Below are 22,491 nucleotides of genomic sequence, written 5' to 3'. Positions count from 1 at the left end.
AGGTTGTCGGCATGACAACGGTGCGGTGGGCGGTGGCGCAGAGCCGGATGGCCGAGGACCCGGGCGATGCCGAGGCCGTTCGTGCCGCTGGCGCCGAGGTCCGTGCCCTCATGCGCGAGGCCGCCGCGGGAGGCGCCCGCCTCGTGCAGTTCCCGGAGGGCGCGATCGTCTACCCGAGCAAGCACGTCATGTCCTCGTCCGGGCCGGGGACGGTGTCCGACGCGGACTGGGAGCGCGCCGACTGGGACCTGCTGCGTCAGGAGGCCGAGTCGATCGCCCGGCTCGCTGGAGAGCTGCGGATCTGGGTGGCGTTCGGGTCGATCCACCCGTTGACACCGCCACACCGTCCGCACAACAGCTACTTCGTCGTGTCCGACTGCGGCGAGCTCGTCGGTCGATACGACAAGCGCTTCCTGTCCAACACCGAGCTGACGTGGATGTACTCGCCCGGCACCAAGCCGTTGGTCTTCGAGGTCGACGGTGTCCGGTTCGGAGTGGCGCTCTGCATCGAGGCGAACTTCCCCCACCTGTTCGAGGAGTACGAGCGGCTCGACGTGCACGCCGTCCTGCTCTCGGTCATGGTCGACGACGCGATGCGCGCGGAGATCGGCCGGTCGTATGCCGCCTTGTTCGGCTACTGGGTCGGCTACTCGGTGCCTGCGCAGTACGGCTCGACCGTGCCGTCGGGCATTGCCGCACCCGGCGGTCGGTGGGTGGCCCGGTGCCCTGCGCAGGACCGGTCCGCCCTCGCGTTCGTCGACCTCGACCTGAGCGCTCCCGACGACGACGTCCGCATCGCCGTCGACCTCGCCCGTCCGTGGCGGCGCCGCGCGAAGGACGGCCTGTATGCGTCGCGCCAGGTCGCCGGCGACCCTCGCAGCCAGGACGTCAGCGCCTTCTGACGCCGGGATGTGTGCAGAGTGTGGGGTCAGGACCGCGACATCTGCACACGCGGTCGGCGCCGCGGCCCTGGCGCGGGGGCTAGATTCGGGGCCTCGATGACCGGGACGGGACTCAGGGGGTTCGGGTGGACGCGGCGCAAGCCATCGCGCGACGAGGTGGCATCGCGCTTCTGGCGGCCACGTTGACGCTCGTCGTGTGCACAGTCGCCTGGCCGGCGGTGCTCGTCCTCGGCGATGACGTGACCAGCGCCGGCGACGCCGCCGTGGGCCTCTTCTGGGCCGGGCTCGCCCTGCTCGTCCTCGCCCACGTGCTCGGCCTCGTCCACCGCCGGCGACACGCCTCGGGACCGGACCCTGTCCCCGGGCCGTCCCCTCAGGGCGCGCCGCGGCCGACCCCGGGCCGACGGCTGACCGTGGGGCTGCTCGTCGTAGGGGCCGGCGTCGCCACCGCCTTCTCCTGGGCCTTCGACACCGGCTCGACCTCCGTCGTGGTGGACCCGTCGAGCGCCGGTGGGTGCCGGGTCGTGGTGCAGGAGCGGTCGTTCCTCCTGAGCGGCAGCGGCGCCGTCTTCGTCCTGCCCGCGCACGGGGTCGTGGCGCGACGCGTGAGCCGGTACAGCACGGACGACGGCTATCGACCCGTCGAGGCCGGGTCCTTCACCCTGACGTGGGCCGGTGAACGGGGTCACCTCGAGGTGTCCGGGTCCGGGGTCGACCCCGTGTGGCCGAGGAGCCACGACGTCGACTGCCCCGGCAGCTGAGCCCTTCGTCCGCGCCATCCCAGCGATGCATGCCGGGGACATCGGGCCGGCACAGCGCTCCCACAGTGGCGCTGACAACGGTGGAGTCATCCCCACCGAAGGAGTCCCCGATGAGCACCGTTCCCCGCGCCCTGCGCCGAGCCCGACTCTGGACCGCCGGCCTGATGACGGCCTCCACCGTCCTCGTCGGCGCCATCGGCATCCACCTCGCCGAGGCCCAGACCCGGACCGTCGCGACCCAGACCTCCTTCGGGACGAGCGCGACGAGCTCGAGCGGTTCGAGCTCGTCCGACGACTCCTCGACGACGAGCAGCTCGGACGCCGGCGCCTCGGATCTCGGCGGCTCCAGCTCCAGCTCGAGTTCCGGCTTCGGTGCCGTGGCCCCGGTGGGCGGGAGCAACGCTCAGGCCCAGACGAACTCGGGCGGCTCGTGATGGACACCGTGACCCGGCCCCCGGTCGCGACTGGCACGTTCCGGGCCATCGGCACGACGAACTCCGTCCTCGTCACCCGTCCCGAGGTGCTGGCTGACGCCACCGTGATCGCCCAGCGGCACCTGCGCGAGGTGGACCGCGCCGTGAGCCGCTTCCGCCCCGACTCGGAGGTGAGTCTCCTTGCCGCGCGGGCCCGCCGGGCACCCGCCGAGGCGTTCGTGTCGCAGACCTTCGCGGCATACCTCCAGGCGGCGCTGCGCGTCGCGCGCCTCACTGGCGGCCTCGTCGACCCGACCGTGGGGTCGGCTCTCGTCGCCGAGGGGTACGACGGCGATCTCGACGTCGTGCGCGGCCGTCGGGGCTTCCACCAGGTGCGCGTCGCCGCCGTGCCGCACTGGCACACCGTGCACCTCAACCTCTCCGGCCGCCGGGTGTCCGTCGCTCCCGGCACGCTGCTCGACCTCGGTGCCTCCGCGAAGGCGTATGCCGCCGACTCCATCGCCGCGCTGCTCGCCGAGTCGCTGCCCGGCGGGTTCGCGGTCAACCTCGGCGGTGACGTCGCCGTGTCGGGCGAGCCGCCGCCACAGGGCTGGTCGATCGGCATCGAGGACGCGGCGGGTGCTGTCCGCCAGGTCGTCACGAGCACCGGGCAGGCCATCGCGACGTCCTCGACGCAGCTGCGGGTCTGGGACACCGAGGACGGACCGCGCCACCACATCGTCGACCCCCGCACCGGGCGGATGGCGCCCGTGGTGTGGTCGCAGGTCTCGTGCGCTGCCGCCTCGTGCCTCGAGGCCAACGCGGCATCCACGGCGTCCGTCGTGCTCGGAGCCGACGCGCCGGCCTGGCTCACCGCCCAGGGTGTCCCGGCGCGGCTCGAGACCGTCGACGGCCGGGTCGTGACCACGGCGGGCTGGCCCGACGAGACGAGCCGGGCCGGCTGATGAACGAGCTGCTCTGGTACCTCTCGCGCGCCACCGGCGTCGTCAGCATCGTGCTGCTCACCGTCGTCGTCGTGCTGGGTCTCGTCACCTCCGGCCGGCGGCGACCCACGGGAGACTCCGCGACGGTCGTGATGGCGCTGCACCGATGGCTCTCGCTGGGCATGAGCGTCTTCCTCCTGACCCACATCGCGACGGCCGTTGCCGAGACGTACGTCTCGATCGACCTCGTCTCGGCGGTCCTGCCCTTCACGTCCGGCTACGAGGCGCTCTGGGTCGGCCTCGGCACGTTCGCCTTCGACGTGCTCGTCGCCGTCGTCGTCACCTCCCTGGTGCGGCACCGGCTCGCCGAGCGCACCTGGCGCCGGGTCCACCTGATGTCGCACGCGCTCTGGCCGATGGCGATCGTCCACGGCCTGGCGCTCGGCACGAGCAGCGAGCTGCTCCTGCGGGCCACGACCATCGCCTGCGCCGTCGTCGGGGCCGGCGCCATCGCGTGGCGCTACACCTCCACCCACCTCGACCGAGAGCGACGGGTCGCCGTCGCCGCCCAGGAGTGGTCATGACCATCGTCCCCATGCTCACCGAGGCCGGTCTCACCGGACGGGGCGGCGCCGCCTTCAGCACCGCGACGAAGGTCGCGGCCGCGCACGCCCACGACGCCCACCTCGTCGTCAACGCCTGCGACGGCGAGCTCGGCGCCGCCAAGGACGGCTGGGTCGTCGCCCACCGACTGGGCGAGCTCGTCGACGGGGCCACCGAGATCGCCGCCGGCGCCCCGGTCACGTATGCCGCCCACCGCGGCTCCGACACGGCCCTGCGTCTGCGCGCGGCCGGGCTGCGCGTGCTCGGCGTGCCGCCGCGCTACGTCTCGTCCGAGGAGTCGGCCCTGATCTCCCTCGCGCAGGGTGGGCTCGCCCGGCCCATGACGAAGCGTCAGCCGTTCGTCCGCGGTGGCCGCGACTCCGAGGGCCGCCGGATCAGCCCGACCGTCGTGCTCAACGCCGAGACGGTCTGGCGGGCCGCCCAGATCTCGCGGCACGGTGCGGCGTGGTTCCGGTCGTTCGGCACGCCCGAGCAGCCCGGCCCGCGGCTCGTCTCGGTGAGCACTCCGGTGGCGCGGGGCGTCGTCGTCGAGACCGCAGCGGGTGCTCCGGTGGCCGACCTGCTCGATCTCGCGGGCGGTCTGCCGGACGGTTCGCCGGCCGTCCTCCTCGGCGGCCTCGGCGGCGCCTTCGTCCGTCCCCACGATGTCCCCGGTCTGCTCTGGTCCGACCCCGACCTGGCGCGCGTCGGCGCCCGCACCGGCCCCGGGGTCCTCGAGGTCCTCGACCCGCGGGACTGCCCGCTCGGCTTCGTCGAGCGCTGCCTCACCTGGGCCGCGGGCGAGTCCGCCGGACAGTGTGGTCCGTGCATGTTCGGTCTGCCTGCCCTCGCCGCGGACTGGCGGGCGCTCGTGGGAGGCGACGACACGGCATACGACCGCGTGCGCTCACGGGTCGGGCTCCTGTCGGGGCGCGGCGCGTGCCGCTTCCCCGACGGCGTGGCGGCCTTCGCCTGGTCCGCGCTGCACGTCTTCGCCGACCACGTCGAGCAGCACCGCGCCGGCCGCTGCGACGCCGTGGCGGCCCGCACCACCTCGAGGAGGACCGATGCCCACGTCCACTGACGGCTCCACCGGCGTCGGCGAGGACCACACGCGGCGTCGGCTCGGACTCGTCCGCGGCGCGCACGTCGCCGTCGACCGCGTCGCCTGCACCGGACACGGACTGTGCGCCCAGCTGCTCGCGGGGGTGACCCTCGACGACTGGGGGTACCCGATCGTCGGCGACGACCGGGTCGTCGGAGAGGACGGCCGAGCGCTCGCGGACACGGCCGTGCGGCTGTGCCCGGCCCGGGCGCTCTACCTGCGCTGACGCGCCCTGGGGGGCCCGAGGTGGCAGGCTGGAATCGTGCGTGACCGACTGTCTGTCCGAATGTGATCGATCGGGTGTTCAAACGTGCACGAATGCTCATAGACTGCGCCGCGTGATGCGCCAAGCAGTGGTCGGGATCGACGTCGGGGGCACCCGGATCAAGTCGGCCCTCGTGACCCCCGACGGGCAGGTGCTCGCCGAGACGGTCCGCGAGACCCCCGGCCAGGTCGGTGCCCGGCTCGGCGAGGTCGCGGCCGACGAGGTGGTGGCGCTGACAGCCCGCGCCGGCGAGGCCATCGACCTGCTCGCTGTCGGCGTCGTCGTCCCCGGCCTCGTCGACGACGTGGCCGGCGTCGGCGTCTGGTCGGCCAACCTCGGCTGGCGCGACCTCGACCTGCGCGGCCGGGTGGCGGCCCACGTCGACGTCCCGGTCGCGGTCGGCCACGACGTGCGCTCCGGTCTGCTCGCCGAGCACCGTCTCGGCGCCGCACGGGAGGCCGACAACGTGCTCTTCGTGCCACTCGGCACCGGCCTCGCGAGCGCGATCCTCTGTCGCGGCCAGCTCGTCACGGGGTCGCTGTGGACCGGCGAGATCGGCCACGTCGTCGTCGCGCCCGACGGGCCGCTCTGTGCCTGCGGGCAGCGGGGCTGCCTGGAGGCGCTGTCGAGCGCCGGCGCGATCGGCCGCCGCTGGTCCGAGGCGACCGGACTCGTCGGTGACGCCGAGGAGGTGGCCCGCCGCGTCGAGGCCGGGGAGCCCGAGGCCCGCCGCATCTGGCAGGAGGCCGTCGACGCGCTGGCGTCCATGCTCGCGCCGATCGTGGCGGGCGTGGGCACCGAGCTCGTCCTCGTCGGCGGCGGTCTCGTCCATGCCGGTGACACCCTCCTCGCGCCGCTGCGGACGGCTCTGCGGGCCCGGCTCGGGGGTCCCGAGGACGTCGTCGTCGAGGCCGCCGCCCTCGGCGCCCGCGCCGGCGCGCTCGGCGCTGCCACGATCGCACTGGACCTCGTCGGCCGATGATCATCACCGTCACGCCGAACCCCGCGCTCGACATCACGTATGCCGTCCCGTCCGTCGCGCTGGGCGAGTCCCACCGTGTCGCCTCGGTGAGCGAACGGGCCGGGGGCAAGGGCCTCAACGTCGCGGCGGTGCTCACGTCGATGGGACACCGGTCCGTCGCCGTGGCACCGGTCGGCGGGACCGACGTCGACCTCTTCGCGTCCGACCTCGGGGCGCGCCGGGTGCCGCACCGTCTCGTGCCGTCGCCGTGCCCGACCCGGCGGTCCGTGGCCGTGGTCGAGGCCGGCGGTCGGGCGACGCTGTTCAACGAGCCGGGCGTCGGTCAGTCGCAACGGGTCTGGGACCAGGTCGCCCACGAGGTGACGGCGCTGGCACCCCAGGCCTCGGTGCTCACGGTGTCGGGCAGCTTTCCTCCCGGCACCGACCCGGAGCTCGTCCGGAGGCTGACGCGGGTGGCGCACGAGGCGGGCCTGCGCCTCGTCCTCGACGTCAGCGGAGTCCACCTCTCGCGCGCGCTGGCCCTGCGGCCCGACCTCGTCAAGCCCAACCGCATCGAGGCGGCGCAGACCCTGACCGGGCTCGGCCGGGGTGAGGTGCCGTCCGTGCCCGGGGCTGCCCGGGCGCTCGTCGCCGCGGGGGCCCGGGCCGCGATCGTCAGCGACGGCACGAACGGCCTCGTCCTCGTCCACGAAGACCTCGCGCTCCGGGCCTACCTGCCCCGCTCGCTCTCCGGCAACCCGACCGGGGCCGGCGATGCCCTGACGGCCGCGCTCGCCGCCGACCTCGACGGCATCGGCGACCTGCCGACGGGCCGGGAGGACTGGGCCGCGGTGCTGCGCCGCGGTGTCGCGTGGTCGGCGGCCGCCGTGCTGCAGCCTGTCGCCGGGGCCGTCGACCCCGCCGACGTCGACCGCCTGCTCCGCACCGTCGAGATCGAGGAGATCCGTCCGTGACCCGCTCCGCCCTGACGCCCGTGCTCGCCGAGGCGGTGGCTGCCGGTCGTGCGGTCGCGGCGTTCAACGTCATCCAGCTCGAGCACGCCGAGGCGTATGCCGCCGCGGCCGAGCGCGTCGGCCTCCCCGTCGTCATGCAGATCTCGGAGAACTGCGTGCGCTACCACGGGTCCCTGGCGCCGATCGCGGCGGCGACGCTCGCCATCGCCGACGCGTGCACCCAGCCGGTCGTCGTGCACCTCGACCATGCCGAGGACGTCGCGCTCGTCGAGGAGGCGGTCCGGCTCGGCCTGACGTCGGTGATGTTCGACGGGTCGACGCTGCCCGACGACGAGAACCGCGCCGTGACGCGCCGGGTCGTGGAGCTGTGCCGCGCGGCCGGGGTCTCGGTCGAGGCCGAGCTCGGCGAGGTCGGCGGCAAGGACGGCGTCCACGCGCCCGGGGCGCGCACCGATCCTGCGGACGCGGCGCGCTTCGTCGCCGACACCGGCGTCGATGCGCTCGCCGTGGCCGTCGGCAGCAGCCACGCGATGACGGACCGCACGGCTGAGCTCGACACGGATCTCGTTGCGGCGCTGAGGGCTTCGGTCCCGGTGCCGCTCGTGCTGCACGGCTCGTCCGGGGTGCCCGACGCAGGCCTCGTCGCCGCGGTGCGGGCCGGCATGACGAAGGTCAACATCGCCACGCACCTCAACCAGGTCTTCACGCGGGCGATGACCGAGCGGCTCGAGACGTCCCCCACGGTCGACACGCGGAAGTACCTCGGCGCGGCACGCTCCGCCGTCACCGACGAGGCCGCCCGTCTGATGCAGCTCCTCGCCCTCCGCTGACTCCCCAAATCGAAAGAGCAATCCGTCCACCTTTCGGGGCGGACGGATTGCTCTTTCGATCAGAAGGGGAGGAGAGGAAGGGGTGTCCGGGTCAGGTGAGGACGATGCTTCTCGTCAGGTTGCGGGGGGAGTCGGGGTCGAGGCCTGCCGCGTCGGCCTTGCCGAGGCACAGCCGGTGCAGCCGCACGAGGTCGGCGAGCGGGTCGATGTCCCGGTGCTCGAACCGCGCGCCGGTCGCCTCCACCTGCTCGCGCAACCCCTCCGGCACCTCGCCGAACGCCCACACGGCCCGCCCCGGCGCAGCGATGCTGATCGGGCCGTGCCGGTACTCCATCGCCGGGTAGGACTCGGACCAGAACTGCGCCGACTCGCGCAGCTTGAGCGCAGCCTCGTTGGCGATCCCGTTGGTCCACCCGCGGCCGAGGAAGGTCACCTGCTCCGCGTCGACTAGGGGGCCGTATGCCGTGGCCGCATCCTCGGCCAGCACCGCGCGGGCCTGCTCGGCGACCGGTCCCAGGTCCTCGCCGAGCGAGGCGCGCAGCAGCGCGAGGGTCGTCGTGGCGAACCGCGTCTGCACGACGCTCTGCTCGTCGACGTCGTCGAGCAGGACGGTGGCGTCGGAGCGCTCGGCCACGGGCGTGCCGCCCGTGGCCACGAACGAGACGTGCGGGGTGCCCGCGGCGCGCAGCTCCTCGACGACCGCCATGACCTCGGTCGTCGTGCCCGATCGGGAGATGAGCACCACGCGGTCATAGCCTCGCGCGAGACGGTGCTCGGAGGCGGCATAGGCGTCGGTGGCGCCCTGCCCCAGCTCCTCGCGGCGAGCGGCATACGCCTGGCCCATGAACCACGACGTGCCGCACCCGATCGTCGCGACGCGCTCGCCCGGTCGGGGGAGATGGCGCGCGATGTCGTCGAGGCGCCCGACGACGCGTTCCCAGTCGTCCGGCTGGGTGGCGATCTCCTGGGCGAGGTGGGTGGTGTGCGGCATGGGGGCTCCCGGCGGCTCGAGGACGGGCGACAGACGCCCGAAGAAGTCTGATTGTGTCTGCGCGAATGACAGCGTAAACGCGCAGAGATGCACATGTCTATTGATCGTTCTGCGCGGTATCGTCAGCGCGTGACCGAAGAGACCGACCCCGCCCGCAACCGCGCCAGCCGCTGGTCGGTCATGCTCGACCGCCTCGCGACGACGGGCCGTCTGGGCGTGGGCGAGGCCGCGGAGCTGCTCGGCGTCAGCGAGGCCACCATCCGGCGCGACTTCTCCGAGCTCGCCAAGCGCCAGCTCGTCGCCCGCAACCACGGCGGCGTCGTCGCGACCTCGGTCGCCTACGAGCTGCCCTACCGCTACCGCAGCAGCAGGGCCGACGACGACCGGACCCGCGTCGCCGGGGCTGCCGCCGCCCTCGTGCAGCCCGGCCAGGTCATCGGCCTCAACGGCGGCACGACGACGACGGCGACCGCCCGCGCCATCACGGCCCGCGACGACCTCACCGCCGACGGCGAGATCACCATCGTCACCAACGCCCTCAACATCGCGACCGAGGCGGTGCTGCGCCCCCACGTCCAGTGCGTCTCGCTCGGTGGGGTCGCCCGCCCCGAGTCCTACGAGGTCACCGGCCCGCTCGCGACCCTCGTGCTCCAGCAGCTCTGGCTCGACGTCGCCATCGTCGGGGTCAACGCCCTCTCGGCGCTCGAGGGTGCGACGTGCCGGCACGAGGAGGAGGCCGCGATCATCCGGACCATGATCGAGCGGTCCAAGCAGGTCATCTGCGTGGCCACGGGTGAGAAGCTCGGGAGGCGCACCTTCGCGTCGATCTGTCCCGCCGAGCGCATCGACCATCTCGTCACTACCGTGGGCGCAGACCGGGACGAGGTCCAGGCGCTGCGCGAGGTGGGCGTCCAGGTCCACGAGGTCTGACGGGTCGCACCCGCCTTTGCGTGATTGTGATCGGATGATCGAAGTTTCGGTCATCATTGCTCTTGCGGAGCCATGGACGCCGCCTTAGGTTGGGCGTCACCGTTGACCGGGTCGGCGCGGACCGCGCCGCCAGCACTCCCGGCACCGAAACAAGGAGAGACATGACGTCGACGAAGAAGTCTGTGGTCGTCGCGGGCCTGGCCATCGCAGGCCTCGCCCTCGGCGCCTGCGGCGGGGGCACTGGTGCCGGCTCGAGCGCGGGCGCCAGCGGGGGCAGCGGTCAGGGGGCCACGACGATCAAGCTCGTCGCGGCGGAGTACTCCAAGGACCACACCAAGGCGTTCTGGGACGCTTTCGCCAAGACGTACAAGGAGAAGACGGGCAACACCCTCGAGGTGCAGGTCGTCAGCTGGGACAACATCGACCAGCAGTCCTCGACGATGATCCAGAACAACCAGGCTCCCGACATCCTCAACCTCAACGCGTACGCCAGCTACGCCAAGGACGGCCTGCTCTACAACTCGGACGAGGTCCTCCCGGCCGCGGCCAAGAGCGACATCCTCGACACGTTCGTCAAGTACGGCACGTACCAGGGCAAGATGTACGGCTTCCCCGACCTGTCCTCGGCCCGCGCGCTCTTCTACAACAAGGCGCTGTTCAAGCAGGCCGGCATCGCCAACCCGCCGAAGACCTGGGACGAGCTCGAGGCGGACGCCAAGAAGATCGCCGCCACCGGCAACGTCGGCTACGCCCTCCCGCTCGGACCGGAGGAGTCGCAGGGCGAGTTCTCGATGTGGCTGTTCAACAACGGCGGCGACTGGAAGACCGACGGCAAGTGGGTCATCAACTCCGACAAGAACGTCCAGACGCTGACCTTCATGAAGAAGCTCGCCGACGAGAAGGTGACGCAGAACAATCCGGCCCGCACCAACCGCGCCGACGCCTTCGACCTGTTCAAGTCGGGCAAGGCCGGCATGGTCGTCGGCTTCAGCCCGCTGGCCGGCGCCCTCGACGCGGACAAGAAGGTCGACTACGGCGTCGCGCCCTTCCCGAGCAACGACAACACCGAGAGCAAGACCTTCGGTGTCACCGACTACCTCATGGCCTTCAAGAAGCCCGGCAACCAGGCGGCGGTCAAGGCCTTCTACGACCTCTACTACCAGCCTGACCAGGTCAACACCTTCATCAAGGCCGAGGGCTTCCTGCCGGTCACGAAGACCGGTGTCCAGCAGTTCTCGAGCGACCCGAAGCTCAAGGTCTACCTCGACACGCTGCCCAACGCGAAGCTGACGCCGACCGACGACCCGACGTGGGACAAGGTCAAGCTCGCCGTCCAGCAGAACCTCGGCGGCGCCATGACCGGCTCCCCCAAGGCCACCCTCGACGCCCTGCAGAAGACCGCCGAAAACGGCGGCTGAGGCATACCACTCCGATGACCGAGAGCACCACGGTGAGCCCCGACCCCGCCACGACGGCGGGGTCGGGGCCGGGCCGTTCCCGTATGCCGTCACGCGCAGGTCGTCGTCGCCGACGGGCCGGCCGCATCGGCCAGGTCCACCCGCTCGTCGCGCTGCTCTGGCTCGCGCCGGCGCTCGCGCTCATCCTCGGCGTCGTCCTCTACCCGGCCATCAAGCTCTTCGACGCCTCGCGCGGGGAGTACTCCATCACCGGGCTGCGCAAGGGTGACGCCGGCTGGAGCAACTACGCCAAGGTGCTGGACCACCCGGACCTCGGCACGGTCCTGCGCAACACCGCCATCTGGGTCGTCGCGGTCGTGGCGATCACGATCGTCCTCAGCCTCGCGCTGGCGCAGTTCCTCAGCAAGAGCTTCCCCGGTCGCCGGTTCGTGCGGTGGGCGGTCATCATCCCGTGGGCCGCCTCGCTCGTCATCACGAGCCAGCTGTTCGTCCTGCTCTACGACTACAACTACGGCATCATCAACCACGTCCTGCTGAGCCTGCACATCATCGGGACGCCGATCGACTTCCTCGGCAACGACAGCTGGACGATGTTCTCGATGGTCGTCGTCGGGATCTTCGTCTCGCTGCCCTTCACGATCTTCGTCTTCATCGCCGGGCTCGGCGCGATCCCGGACGACGTCATGGAGGCGGCGACCGTCGACGGCGCGAGCCCGTGGCAGCGCTACTGGAACATCACGCTCCCGCTGATGCGCCCGGCCCTGATGATCGCGACGGTGCTCAACGTCATCTACGTCTTCAACAGCTTCCCGATCATCTACACCCTCAACGACCGCAACCCGGGCTACCTGCACGACACGACGATCACGTTCATGTACAAGCTGGCCTTCAAGAGCCAGGAGAAGGACGTCGGCATGTCGGCGGCGGCCGGCATCTTCAACGTCGTGCTGATCCTCGTCGTCGTCGGGATCTACCTCAAGATCATCAACTGGCGCGAGGAGACGAGCCGATGAGCACGACCACGGCTGCCGCGCCCGTGCGACCGGGCGCACCTGAGCCACAAGGCAACCGGTCCCACACGACGGACCCGCGTCGGCGCAAGCGCACGCTCATGGCGATCGGCGGCGCGCTCGTCGCGCTCGTCTTCGTCGCGCCCTACGTCGTCATGGTGCTCGACTCGCTGCGCACGAGCACCGACGTCAAGTCCACCCCGCCGACCTTCCTGCCCACGGTGTGGCAGTGGGACACCTACGCTCAGATCCTCGGCGACGAGCGCTTCCTCAACTGGCTCAAGACCTCGCTCATCGTCGCGGCCGGTTCGACCGTCATCGTCATCCTCGTCGCGATCCCGGCCGCGTTCATGACCGCCCGGCACCGCTTCCCGGGCCGCGGCGCGTTCCTGCTCCTCGTGCTCGTGACGCAGATGTTCGCGCCCACCTCGCTCGTCGTCGGCCTCTACCGGCAGTTCTTCGAGCTCAATCTGATCAACACCTACGGGGCGCTGATCCTCACCAACGCGGCGTTCAACCTCGCCTTCGCGATCTGGATCCTGCACGGCTTCTTCTCCTCGATCCCGCTCGAGGTCGAGGAGGCCGCGGCGCTCGACGGCGCGAGCCGGTTCCAGATCCTGCGGCGGGTCATGCTGCCCCTGACCCTGCCGGGCCTCGTCACGGCGACGATCTTCACCTTCATCGCGGCGTGGAACGAGTACGTCGTGGCCCTGACGCTGATGATCGACGACGACAAGAAGCCGCTGACGGTCGGCATGCGGGCCTACATCACCGGCTACGAGCAGCACTGGGACCAGCTCTTCGCCGCCTCGGTCATCGCCGTCGTCCCGGTCGTGATCCTCTTCGCGATCATCGAGAAGCATCTCGTCGGGGGGCTGACTGCCGGCTCCGTCAAGTAGCGGCGCGGCCGTGCGGCCCAGCCTGTCCGGGTATGCCGTCCGGGTCGCTCAGATCCAACTCGGCGGAGTCGGCACGACCACCGCGACGAGCTCACGGTCGCCCACCGTGCCGAGCCGGACGACGGTCCGGCCCCCGGGGCTGAAGGCGAGCCGTGTGGCCACGTCGAAGCAGTCGGTGGGGCTGCACCGCACGGGGATGGTGCCGCCCTGCTCCTCGTGCACCGCCATCATCAGGGTGCTGGCCATGATCTGGCCCGACCTCGTGGCCGCCAGGTTGGGGTCCTGGTAGACGATGACCGTCGGGGAGGGATTGCCGGGCTCGTGGGCCGTGGCCTCCGCGGCGATCGCGGCATACTGCTGGCGGACGGCCTGGTGCATGGCGATGTCGGCGCGCCAGGCGAGCACTCCACCCACGGCCAGGATCGCGAGCAGCGCCGTGGCGGCCCGGGTGGGCGTCACGGTCCGAGCGGCCGGCCCGTCCTCACGCTCCGGTCGGCGCACGAGCAGCAGGGCGGCGGGCAGCACCGCGAACGGCCACGTCCACAGCTGGCCCCGGGCCTCGGTGACGACGCCGGTCACGAGCGTCTGGAAGGCGTCCATCCCGGTGGCGACGGCGAAGACGACGAGGAGGCGCTGCAGGCGGGGGCGGACGGCGGCCTCCCGCCAGCCGAGGACGATCCCCACCAGCGCAATGAGCCCCAGCCACCACAGCGCGGCCCACAGCTCCCCGACCGTCGCGAACCACCGGCCCGCGTTGACGAGCAGCGCCTGGACCGAGGTGAGCGGGTTGGGGTGGCGCCACGAGGCGAGCTGCAGGCGGAAGTGCCCGTTGAGCAGCCAGTTCAGGGTGTAGGCGACCAGCACGGCGAGGGCGAAGCCGCCCAGCCACGTGGCGACGACCGCGAGCACGCGGCGCCACGGCGCGGTCCGCAGCAGCACCACCGCGAAGGCGAGCACGACCACGCCCACCGGCGGGTAGGTGAGGACGGCCGCGACCTCGGCGAGGAGCACGAGGAGCAGCAGGCGCCGCCGGGAGCGCGCCGCCCACGGCAGCAGCCACAGGGCGACCGCGCCCACGACGACGGACGGTGTCAGCGTGCCGGGCCAGTAGAGCAGCTGCACCCACACGGCCGAGGCGTAGAGCGCGACACCGAGCAGCACGTCGGTCACCAAGCCGGGTCGGATGCCCGCGTGGTGCAGCACCCGCCACATACCGGCGACGAGCAGCACGTAGGCGACGGCATACGTCAGCGCGGCGCTGGTCGCCGAGCCGTGCTGACCGATGAGCGTCCACCACACGGTGTTGAGCCAGCGGCCCTCGCTCTTGTCCCAGTAGGAGATCGGCAGCACGCCCTTCAGGTGCGGCGGCAGCAGGAAGGGCCAGTCGTCGTTGCGGATGAAGGGCGTCACCGCCTGCGCGAGGCCCTCGGTCACGACGAAGACGACGCCGAGCACGGCCGGCACGAGGTAGCGGCGGCGGGGGCGCGGTGCGAGCAGGCGCGTACGCCTGGCCGACGGCACGGCAGTCAGGGTCGGTGTCGTCATGGTGGCGCGCTCACGGAGATCGGGGGTCGGTCAAGGTGGAGATACCCGCCTGACTTTACGGCCACACCCTGCACGGTCCCGCATCGATCGCTGGGAGGTGGCCCAGTCAGTACTCGCCCTTGATGACGAAGTAGGAGCCACGGATCGTGCCGGCGAGCTTCGACTTCTGCCGCGCGAACTTGAAGCCGGCCAGCTCGCCGGGGACGTCCATGCCGTCCGAGAGCTTGAACCCGACGGCGCGCTTGCCGCCGTCGGCGAGCGTCCAGAGCACGTTGATCGACAGGCCGGACTCGTAGAAGACGTAGGACCAGCGGACGCCGTCGACCTCGAACTGCGTCGCCTCCAGCGCCGGCGAGCCGATGACGATGTCGCGCTCCTCCTTGAGGATGCGGGCGACGTGGTCGACGACGTCGTCCGCCTCGTGCGCCGGCTCGGTGGTGAACGTGTGGTCGTACTTGTTCTTGAAGTAGCGGGCCTCGTTGGCGCGCAACCCCGCCAGCGCCTCCGCGACGGGCGAGGACCCCAGCCCGACCGTCGAGACCTCCGTGAAGTCGACTTCGTATGCCATCACGCACCTCCTGCTCCGACGCTGCCCCTTGCGGTCGTCCTCCTCGCAAGGCTAGCCGCGAGCCTCGAGAGCCGGAGGGTACGCGCGGTCGCTAGTCCTGAAGCCTCAGCACCAGGGTTCCGGTGCCGTCGCCGTTCTCGTCCAGCGTGCCGTCTCCGCGAGCGGTGCGGAACTGTCCTGAGCCGCCGGTGACGGCGAGGACCTTGTGCGGCGGCGGGGAGTTCACGAAGGAGTAGGCGATGGTGCCGCGCTTGTCCAGTCTCACGACGCCGGTGCAGTTGGCCAGTCCCTGGGGATCCACCAGGACGCAGCTCCCCACCTCGTCCCCGGCCGTCTTGCCACTCTGCTGCAGCTGGTCGTGGAAGACGATGACGTCCGCGGCCGACGGTCCCGGCGCGCCGAGATCCGTGTAGTTGAATGGGCTGAACAGTACGTGGAACCTCATCGTCCGGTCCTGTGCAGACTCCTGTCCTGAGGTGGCGCTCGCGCTCAGGGCGGAGCCTCCGAGAAGCAGGGCGATCGCTGCGACGGTCGCCCCACCGGTCATGGTTCGGGTTGATGTGCGCACGGTGTTCTCCTCGCTGCGGCCGGCGAGCCTGCCGACCTGGCGTCGACGGGAGCCCGCTGCACCGAGGCGCCGCGGGCGCTGGTCTGTCGAGTGTGCTCGCCACGAGATACCCTCCACAACCCTCCACCGCCTTGAGGCCGTTGAGTCCATGCGAGCTGACGGCACGTGCCGCAAGCTCGCCGACCGCCACCTCGACGCGTGGTCCTGGAGAGTCAGTCGCTGACCGCGGGTGCGGCGGCATACTCCTCGTCGGTGACAGGCGTCAGCCAGTGCACGACGTCGTGGTCCACGTCGCCCTCGTTGATGGCGAGGTGCACCATGAGGCGGCTGGGTGCGGCCCCGTGCCAGTGCTCCTCGTCGGCCTCGAAGAGGACGCGGTCGCCCGGGCGGATGACCTCGATCGGGCCGCCGCGGCGCTGGCAGAGGCCGATGCCCTCGGTGACGAAGACGGTCTGGCTGAGCGGGTGGCGGTGCCAGTGCGTGCGGGCGCCCGGCATGAAGTGCACGAGGTTGGCCGTGACCCGCGACGGGGCGGGCGCCGCGGCGACGGCGTCGATGTAGACGTCGCCGGTGAACCAGTCGCTCGGGCCCTTGACGGTGTCGACGGAGCTACGCGTGATCTGCACGGGATTCCTTCTGGCTGCTGGGGATCGGGATGTCGGTGGTGGCTGTCGGGCTTGGTGAGCCGGCCGTCCAGGAGGCGAGCAGCTGGAGCCGCTCGGCCGACGGCGAGCCGGGCTCGGCGGTGTAGACCATGAGGACGAGGCCGGGCTCGGCGGTGATCGCGAGCTCCTCGTAGGCGAGGGTCAGCTCGCCGACGACGGGGTGGTTGAAGCGCTTCGTGCCGGTGCCGTGGGTGCGCACGTCGTGGGCGCTCCACAGGCGGCGGAAGACCTCGCTCTGGGTCGAGAGCTCGCCGACGAGGTCCTGCAGGCCGCGGTCGTGGGGGTCGCGGCCGGCCTCGGTGCGCATGATGCCGACGCACATGCCGGCGAAGAGCTCCCAGTCGGGGTAGAAGTCGCGCGAGGCCGGGTCGAGGAACTGGAACCGGGCGAGGTTCGGCAGGCGCCCGCCCTCGCCGATGACGGGCGAGTAGAAGGCGCGGCCGAGCGAGTTGGTGGCGAGCAGGTTCTGGTGCGGGTCGCGGACGAAGGCGACGGCGTCGCGGATCGACTCGAGCGCCCACTGCAGGCTCGGCCGTGAGGCGGGCTTGCCGGCGGCCCGTCGGCGCGGGCGACCGGACGTGGGTATGCCGTCCGCTGCCCTCGCGAGGTCGAGCAGGTGGGCGCGCTCGGTGTCGTCGAGCTGCAGAGCGCGAGCGAGGGCGTCGAGCACCCCGGTCGAGGCGCCGGCGATCTGCCCGCGCTCGAGCCGCGCGTAGTACTCGACGCTGAGCCCGGCGATCGTCGCGACCTCGCTGCGGCGCAGGCCGGGCACGCGACGGCCGCGGCCGGCGGGGAGGCCGACCTGGTCGGGGGTGATGCGGGCGCGGCGGGTCATGAGGAACTCGCGCACCTCCTGGCGGTTGTCCACGCCTTCGAGACTAGGCCGCGCCGGGGTGCTCGCCGAGCCGTGAGAGGTGCCCTGTCAGTACGTCCCTCGACAGGGACTTCCTCGGCCTCTGGTCGGCGGCTTCACTCGTGTGGTGGGCCGCTGGCCCGGCGGGCGTCTGCCCGCGAGAAGCGAGTCGAAGGAGTTCACGCGATGCGTGGAGTTGTCATGTACGCACCCGGCGACGTGCGGGTGGAGGAGCGCGAGGACCCGCAGATCATCGAGCCGACCGATGCGGTCATCCGCCTGACGGCGACGTGCATCTGCGGCAGCGACCTGTGGCCCTACCGCGGCGTCGAGCCGGTCGACCACACCCTCATGGGGCACGAGTACGTCGGCGTCGTCGAGGAGATCGGCTCCGCGGTGCGCACCGTCAAGGCCGGCGACTTCGTCGTGGGGTCGTTCGTCATCTCCGACAACACGTGCGAGATCTGCCAGTCCGGCTTCCAGTCCAAGTGCGTGCACGCCGAGTTCGTCCACGGCGGGATCGGCACCCAGGCGGAGCGGGCCCGCATCCCCCACGCCGACGGCACGCTCGTGGCAACGCCGGGACACCCCGACGAGGACCTCATCCCGTCGCTGCTCGCCGCGTCGGATGTGCTCGGCACCGGCTGGTTCGCCGCCGACGCCGCGCAGGCCGGGCCGGGCAAGACCGTCGCGGTCGTCGGGGACGGAGCTGTCGGGCTGATGGCGATCCTCGCGGCCAAGCAGCTCGGCGCCGATCGGATCATCGCCATGTCGCGCCACCCGGAGCGGCAGAAGCTCGCGCGCTACTACGGCGCCACCGCCATCGTCGAGGAGCGCGGCGGAGCCGGGGTCGCCAAGGTCAAGGAGCTGACCGGGGGCCTGGGCGCCCACTCCGTCATCGAGGCCGTCGGCACCCGCGAGTCGTTCATGCAGGCCGTGGGCGCGACCCGCGGCGGCGGACACCTCGGCTACGTGGGCGTCAACCACGACGTGCAGATCCCGGGCATCGAGCTGTTCTTCGCCGGCATCCACACGCTCGGTGGGCCGGCTCCGGTGCGCCGCTACCTGCCCGAGCTCATCCAGCTCATCTGGGACCGGAAGATCGATCCCGGCAAGGTCTTCGACCTCACCCTGCCGCTCTCGGAGGCTGCTGCCGGCTACACGGCCATGGACGAGCGCCGGGCGACCAAGGTGCTGCTGACGCTGTGACGACGACGGAGCGGACACCATCAGGACGGATGGAGCTGGAGGAGTTCCTCGACCACGTGAACCGCGGACGCCTCATCGGGGGCGGGTCGGAGGCGCACGAGTTCATGCACGCCGCGTCGCAGGAGGCGCTGCGGATCCTCGCCGAGCTGAACGGCGCCTACCGCTCGCCGGACGAGGTGCGGGCGCTGCTGTCCCGGCTGACCGGTCGGAAGGTGGCCGAGTCGGTGACGGTCTTCCCGCCGTTCTACTCCGAGTTCGGCAAGAACCTCACCCTCGGCGAGGGCGTCTTCATCAACATGGGCTGCCGCTTCCAGGACACCGGCGGCATCACCATCGGCGACGGGACGCTCATCGGGCACGGCAGCACGCTGACGACGCTCAACCACTCGATCGACCCGGCCCGGCGCGCCGACATGGAGCCGGCGCCGGTGAGGATCGGCCGCAACGTCTGGCTGGGAGCCGGCGTCACGGTCGTGCCGGGCGTCACCATCGGCGACGGCGCTGTCATCGGCGCGGGCGCGGTCGTCACGAAGGACGTCCCGGCCAACACCGTCGCTGCCGGTGTCCCCGCGAAGGTCATCCGCTCGACGGGATTCGTGGCCTGACCAGCGTCGATTGCCGTGCATGCCATGGACGCTTGTCCCGTACGAAGCCATGGTGCTTCGCGGCGGCCCGAGGACGCGCGGGAGTTGTCTTCGGTCGACCACCGGCGCCATCACGGGGTGCGAGGTCAGTCGACGCCGATGTCCTCGTTCCACAGGTCGGAGCGGCCCTCGATGAAGTCGGTCATCATGCGCACGCAGTCGGGGTCATCGAGCAGGATGACCTCGACCCCGGCGTCGTCCGCGAGCCAGTCGTGCCCGCCGGTGAACGTCTGGGACTCGCCGATGACCAGTCGGCTGATGCCGAACTGCCGGATGAGCCCTGAGCAGTACCAGCACGGCGACAGCGTGGTCACCATCGTCGTCCCGCGGTAGGACCGCTGCCGCCCCGCCTTTCGGAAGGCGTCCGTCTCCCCGTGGATGGAGGGGTCGTCCTCCTGGACCCGGCGGTTGCGGCCGCGTCCGAGCAGCGTGCCGTCAGCGGCGAAGAGCGCCCCGCCGATCGGGATGCCGCCCTCGGCCAGCCCCGCGCGCGCCTCGTCCATTGCGACGGCGAGCATGGCCCGGTCCGAGTCGGACCCGGCGGACGGCTTGACGGTCATGCCGTCACCCCCACGGAGGTGCGGGCGGGCAGCAGACGCCGCAGGACGGCATACAACCCCGCGGCGAGGACGAACCCGACGAGGAAGGTGATGTCACCGACGCTCGGGCTGGCCTTGACGATGACACCGGTGTACATCTCCTGGTTGGAGAACAGCCAGATCGAGACCGCCATGGCCACGAACATCGCGATGGCCCCGGCCCAGTTGACGTAGCGCCGGTCGGTCGCGATCGCGCTCACCTTGGCCCTCGGATCTCCTCGGCGCAGCAGGCGGTCGGTCAGGACGACGCCGAGCCACGGGCCGATCCAGTAGGCGATGACGAGCAGGAAGTTCTCGTAGTTGGTGCCGGCGTTCTGGAGGCCGAAGAGCGCCAGGACGAGACCGAGCAGGCCGAAGACGATCGCGACGACGGCACGGGCCCGGTGCGCCGGCAGGCTGATGCCGAGCGCCAGGAACGACATGGCTCCGGAGTAGATGTTGAGCGCGTTGGCCGCGACCGCACCCAGCGCGATGCACAAGAGGGTGAGGTCACCGAGCCACGTCGGCATGAGCCCTGTGTAGACGCCGGGATCGACTGCGGCGGCCTTCCCTGCGGCGGAGACCATCGCCGCCCCGGCCGCCTCGAGGACGATGCACGAGATGGTGATGCCGAGTGCGGCGAAGAGCCCGACGCTCCTGGCCTTCGACGTCCTCGGGAGGTAGCGGGTGTAGTCCGACGCGTACGGGTTCCAGCCGCAGGCGTAGCCGAACGCCGCGGCGGTCTGGATGAGGAACGCGCCCGGGACCGGCTTGCCCGCGGCGCCCAGGTCCGCCTTCGAGAACACGTAGAACAGGCCGAGAGCGAAGACGACCGCGAGCAGCGGCAGCGCGTAGCGCTCGAAGGCGTGCACGAGGTTGTGCCCCAGGAACGCGATGAGCAGCTGCGCCGCGACCACGATGACGAGACACAGCCAGCTGGGCAGGCCTCCCACGAGGGCGTGCAGGGCGAGGGCCCCGCTGATGCTGTTGACCGCGAACCATCCCACGCCGGCGACGAGCGCGTTGAGCCCGGCAGGCAGGATGTTGCCCCGGAAGCCGAAGCCGGTGCGTGACAGCACCATCTGCGCCAGACCGTGCTGGGGGCCCCAGCTCGACAGGACGCCGTGCGTCGCGGAGCCGAGGACCGTGCCGAGAACGATCGCGCCCAGCGTCTGCCCGAAGGAGAGGCCGAAGAAGAGCGGACCGATGATGCCCACGGCGACCGTCGCGAACTCGAGGTTCGGGCTCATCCAGGTCCACAGGAGGTTGACCGGGCTGCCGTGGCGCTCGCTGTCGGGGATCTGCTCGATCCCACCTGGCTCGACGGCCAGTGTCTTGGCGCCGTAGTGCTCAGCGGCAATGGGGTTGGTGTCCTCGACGGAGACGGCTTGCCGCTCGGCTGGTGTCATGGGCCGCATGCTCCCGCATATGCGGACCCTGTGGGTTTCGGACGTGTAACAGGAGGCTGGGTTGCCCCTGAGTGGCGTACCGCCGGTTCCCGCGGCGGTCGTGTCGTCCCGTCGAAACGACGTGCCTGGACCGTGGGGGTCAGGGCGTGCCCAAGCTGTGCGGGTCCTCCTCAGGCACCGACCCCGAGTTCGTCTCCATGGTCACGGTGGGGACCGCTCAGTTCCCAGCCATGAACCGCTCGAGCCACGCGGGCCGCACGACGGCGCCCGCGACCAGCACGGCGTTGACGACGAGGCCGAAGGCGAGCTGCCAGTTCCAGAACAGGACGAGCAGAAACGTGGACAGGGCAGCGCCGACCAGGGTGAGCACCGGCCACGCGCCCTTGAGACCGGGGACCTGCCACACGCAGAGGGCGACGAGGACGAACGCGACGATCGTCGCGCCTATGAGGACGTATGCCGATGGCCGGCGGCCGCCCTCGGGCACCAGCCAGGACCGCTCGATCGAGAGCTCGGAGACGTCGGGGGCAAGGTAGAGCAGGTGCACCAACGCGTGCGCCACCAGGAGAAGACCGACTACGACCCGAACCAGGACATCCACAGGCACGACCTCCGAGGGCGTGAGTAGACGGTAGCGACACCTAGCCCGGCCGAGAGCGGTTTCCCAGGCATCGGGTCCGTGGGGTGCAGGAGCGAAGCCTCGGGAGCGTTGGGACCACGAAGTCCTCACCGAATCTCCGCCCGCGACGTCGAGTGGGGACGCGCCACCGGGAGATCCGTTCCCGCGATATCGGGGGAAGGGCACTGCTCATCGGCATGACCGGGAAGCCGGAGGCCGATAGGCTGCGGATCGACGCGCCGGCGTCTAGCTGTCAGGCGCGATGGACAAGATCCGCTATCGCTGACTGCGGCCGTCGCTGGCCAGGCTCGTCAGCGCTCGAAGAACCAGTCGTTCTGGTTCGGGACGATAGTCGCCAGTTCGTCGGAGATCTGGAGGCCGTATTGGGCCACCAAGAGCCCCACCTGTTCACCCACGGGCTTGCGGAGCCACCCAATCACCCGTTCTAGCGCCACCGGATCAACGATCCCCGGGCGATCGAGACCTGCGTCAGAGAGATTTGACATGAAGGTCCGGAAGTGGCCGCGCATCATTTTGAGCTCTGCTTTCAGGTTGCGCCCAAGGCTCGGCGTCCGGAGTAGGGTCCCGATGAACTCGCGCATGAAGCTGGCAGACGCAGCGCATCGATCCGCATGCTCGCGGGTCGTGTCCTCCCACAGCAGTCGCTTGTCCTCCAGCTCGTCGATCAGATGGACCACAACGTCCTTATCGCTGGGCACTATGTCCCACTGAAGCCCACCCGAAAGAGCCGCATTTCCGCCGGAGACGCCGGTAAGTCTGTATCTAGGCACGCTCGCACCCTAGACGGTCGCCAGTGGACGTGGGCT

Annotated in this window: 26 protein-coding genes; 16 read left to right on the top strand and 10 right to left on the bottom strand. The window is 71.1% G+C overall.

Going from position 1 to position 22,491, the window contains the following annotated elements; all coding sequences use genetic code 11:
* Positions 1-11: 11 nt before the first annotated feature.
* From AC1DIW_RS06950 to AC1DIW_RS06905, 10 genes are all read left to right on the top strand, one after another.
* Positions 12-902: a carbon-nitrogen hydrolase family protein gene (locus AC1DIW_RS06950; RefSeq protein ID WP_442278432.1), complete on the top strand. Its 891-nt coding sequence runs from the start codon at positions 12-14 to the stop codon at positions 900-902.
* Positions 903-1,027: 125 nt separating this feature from the next.
* On the top strand, positions 1,028-1,663 hold the full coding sequence (locus AC1DIW_RS06945; protein WP_478106992.1) for a hypothetical protein: 636 nt from the start codon (positions 1,028-1,030) through the stop codon (positions 1,661-1,663).
* Between the two features lie 110 nt (positions 1,664-1,773).
* A complete protein-coding gene (locus AC1DIW_RS06940) occupies positions 1,774-2,097 on the top strand; it encodes a hypothetical protein (RefSeq protein ID WP_478106991.1) in 324 nt (107 codons plus the stop codon).
* The gene (locus tag AC1DIW_RS06935; protein ID WP_478106990.1) at positions 2,097-3,041 is read left to right on the top strand and encodes an FAD:protein FMN transferase; all 945 of its coding nucleotides are present in this window, start codon (positions 2,097-2,099) and stop codon (positions 3,039-3,041) included. The genes AC1DIW_RS06940 and AC1DIW_RS06935 overlap by 1 nt, the downstream gene beginning before the upstream one ends.
* Positions 3,041-3,604, top strand: a complete 564-nt coding sequence (locus tag AC1DIW_RS06930; protein WP_478106989.1) for a ferric reductase-like transmembrane domain-containing protein — start codon at positions 3,041-3,043, stop codon at positions 3,602-3,604. The genes AC1DIW_RS06935 and AC1DIW_RS06930 overlap by 1 nt, the downstream gene beginning before the upstream one ends.
* Entirely contained in the window at positions 3,601-4,707 is a 1,107-nt protein-coding gene (locus AC1DIW_RS06925; protein ID WP_478106988.1) for an NADH-ubiquinone oxidoreductase-F iron-sulfur binding region domain-containing protein, read from the top strand. The genes AC1DIW_RS06930 and AC1DIW_RS06925 overlap by 4 nt, the downstream gene beginning before the upstream one ends.
* Positions 4,691-4,954: a ferredoxin gene (locus AC1DIW_RS06920; RefSeq protein WP_478106987.1), complete on the top strand. Its 264-nt coding sequence runs from the start codon at positions 4,691-4,693 to the stop codon at positions 4,952-4,954. The genes AC1DIW_RS06925 and AC1DIW_RS06920 overlap by 17 nt, the downstream gene beginning before the upstream one ends.
* A 115-nt stretch (positions 4,955-5,069) precedes the next feature.
* Positions 5,070-5,975, top strand: a complete 906-nt coding sequence (locus tag AC1DIW_RS06915; protein ID WP_478107075.1) for an ROK family protein — start codon at positions 5,070-5,072, stop codon at positions 5,973-5,975.
* Entirely contained in the window at positions 5,972-6,928 is a 957-nt protein-coding gene (locus AC1DIW_RS06910; RefSeq protein WP_478106986.1) for a 1-phosphofructokinase family hexose kinase, read from the top strand. Before AC1DIW_RS06915 ends, AC1DIW_RS06910 begins: the two co-directional genes overlap by 4 nt.
* Positions 6,925-7,758, top strand: a complete 834-nt coding sequence (locus tag AC1DIW_RS06905) for a class II fructose-bisphosphate aldolase (protein ID WP_478106985.1) — start codon at positions 6,925-6,927, stop codon at positions 7,756-7,758. The genes AC1DIW_RS06910 and AC1DIW_RS06905 overlap by 4 nt, the downstream gene beginning before the upstream one ends.
* Positions 7,759-7,849: 91 nt before the next feature.
* Here the strand turns inward: AC1DIW_RS06905 and AC1DIW_RS06900 are convergent, their stop codons facing one another.
* On the bottom strand, positions 7,850-8,749 hold the full coding sequence (locus AC1DIW_RS06900) for an SIS domain-containing protein (RefSeq protein ID WP_478106984.1): 900 nt from the start codon (positions 8,747-8,749) through the stop codon (positions 7,850-7,852).
* A 129-nt stretch (positions 8,750-8,878) separates the two neighbouring features.
* Here AC1DIW_RS06900 and AC1DIW_RS06895 point away from each other — a divergent pair, with 129 nt between their 5' ends.
* The 4 genes from AC1DIW_RS06895 (at position 8,879) to AC1DIW_RS06880 (ending at position 13,006) form a co-directional block, all read left to right on the top strand.
* Positions 8,879-9,679: a DeoR/GlpR family DNA-binding transcription regulator gene (locus AC1DIW_RS06895; RefSeq protein WP_478106983.1), complete on the top strand. Its 801-nt coding sequence runs from the start codon at positions 8,879-8,881 to the stop codon at positions 9,677-9,679.
* 161 nt (positions 9,680-9,840) lie between these two features.
* Complete coding sequence (locus AC1DIW_RS06890; protein WP_478106982.1) at positions 9,841-11,097, top strand: extracellular solute-binding protein; 1,257 nt, start codon at positions 9,841-9,843, stop codon at positions 11,095-11,097.
* A 14-nt stretch (positions 11,098-11,111) separates the two neighbouring features.
* Complete coding sequence (locus tag AC1DIW_RS06885) at positions 11,112-12,110, top strand: carbohydrate ABC transporter permease (RefSeq protein ID WP_478106981.1); 999 nt, start codon at positions 11,112-11,114, stop codon at positions 12,108-12,110.
* Positions 12,107-13,006, top strand: a complete 900-nt coding sequence (locus tag AC1DIW_RS06880) for a carbohydrate ABC transporter permease (RefSeq protein WP_442278445.1) — start codon at positions 12,107-12,109, stop codon at positions 13,004-13,006. Before AC1DIW_RS06885 ends, AC1DIW_RS06880 begins: the two co-directional genes overlap by 4 nt.
* A gap of 48 nt (positions 13,007-13,054) precedes the next feature.
* Here AC1DIW_RS06880 and AC1DIW_RS06875 read toward each other — a convergent pair whose 3' ends face one another.
* The 5 genes from AC1DIW_RS06875 to AC1DIW_RS06855 form a co-directional block, all read right to left on the bottom strand.
* Positions 13,055-14,551 (bottom strand): hypothetical protein, encoded by a 1,497-nt coding sequence (locus AC1DIW_RS06875; protein WP_478106980.1) that lies wholly within the window; start codon positions 14,549-14,551, stop codon positions 13,055-13,057.
* 106 nt (positions 14,552-14,657) lie between these two features.
* Positions 14,658-15,119 carry a phage tail protein gene (locus tag AC1DIW_RS06870; protein WP_478106979.1) on the bottom strand — a complete coding sequence of 154 codons (462 nt, stop codon included), beginning with the start codon at positions 15,117-15,119 and terminating at the stop codon, positions 14,658-14,660.
* A 91-nt stretch (positions 15,120-15,210) separates the two neighbouring features.
* Positions 15,211-15,564 (bottom strand): hypothetical protein, encoded by a 354-nt coding sequence (locus AC1DIW_RS06865; protein ID WP_478106978.1) that lies wholly within the window; start codon positions 15,562-15,564, stop codon positions 15,211-15,213.
* A gap of 335 nt (positions 15,565-15,899) precedes the next feature.
* On the bottom strand, positions 15,900-16,313 hold the full coding sequence (locus tag AC1DIW_RS06860; RefSeq protein WP_478106977.1) for a (R)-mandelonitrile lyase: 414 nt from the start codon (positions 16,311-16,313) through the stop codon (positions 15,900-15,902).
* Complete coding sequence (locus tag AC1DIW_RS06855) at positions 16,297-17,220, bottom strand: helix-turn-helix transcriptional regulator (RefSeq protein ID WP_478106976.1); 924 nt, start codon at positions 17,218-17,220, stop codon at positions 16,297-16,299. Before AC1DIW_RS06855 ends, AC1DIW_RS06860 begins: the two co-directional genes overlap by 17 nt.
* A 171-nt stretch (positions 17,221-17,391) precedes the next feature.
* Between AC1DIW_RS06855 and AC1DIW_RS06850 the strand changes: the two genes are divergently transcribed.
* Both AC1DIW_RS06850 and AC1DIW_RS06845 read left to right on the top strand, forming a co-directional pair.
* A complete protein-coding gene (locus AC1DIW_RS06850) occupies positions 17,392-18,414 on the top strand; it encodes a zinc-dependent alcohol dehydrogenase family protein (protein ID WP_478106975.1) in 1,023 nt (340 codons plus the stop codon).
* 29 nt (positions 18,415-18,443) lie between these two features.
* Positions 18,444-19,019, top strand: coding sequence for a sugar O-acetyltransferase (locus AC1DIW_RS06845; protein WP_478106974.1), 576 nt, complete (start codon positions 18,444-18,446; stop codon positions 19,017-19,019).
* Between the two features lie 125 nt (positions 19,020-19,144).
* Here AC1DIW_RS06845 and AC1DIW_RS06840 read toward each other — a convergent pair whose 3' ends face one another.
* From AC1DIW_RS06840 to AC1DIW_RS06825, 4 genes are all read right to left on the bottom strand, one after another.
* Complete coding sequence (locus AC1DIW_RS06840) at positions 19,145-19,618, bottom strand: nucleoside deaminase (RefSeq protein WP_478106973.1); 474 nt, start codon at positions 19,616-19,618, stop codon at positions 19,145-19,147.
* Complete coding sequence (locus tag AC1DIW_RS06835) at positions 19,615-21,045, bottom strand: purine-cytosine permease family protein (protein ID WP_478106972.1); 1,431 nt, start codon at positions 21,043-21,045, stop codon at positions 19,615-19,617. The genes AC1DIW_RS06840 and AC1DIW_RS06835 overlap by 4 nt, the downstream gene beginning before the upstream one ends.
* Before the next feature lie 217 nt (positions 21,046-21,262).
* Positions 21,263-21,607, bottom strand: coding sequence for a hypothetical protein (locus tag AC1DIW_RS06830; RefSeq protein ID WP_478106971.1), 345 nt, complete (start codon positions 21,605-21,607; stop codon positions 21,263-21,265).
* A 368-nt stretch (positions 21,608-21,975) separates the two neighbouring features.
* Positions 21,976-22,455, bottom strand: coding sequence for a hypothetical protein (locus tag AC1DIW_RS06825; RefSeq protein WP_478106970.1), 480 nt, complete (start codon positions 22,453-22,455; stop codon positions 21,976-21,978).
* Between the last annotated feature and the right edge of the window lie 36 nt (positions 22,456-22,491).

Source organism: Terrabacter sp. 01T434, assembly GCF_056398545.1.
The sequence above is the reverse complement of the archived record's forward strand: the minus strand, read 5'-3'. Positions and strand labels throughout refer to the sequence as shown.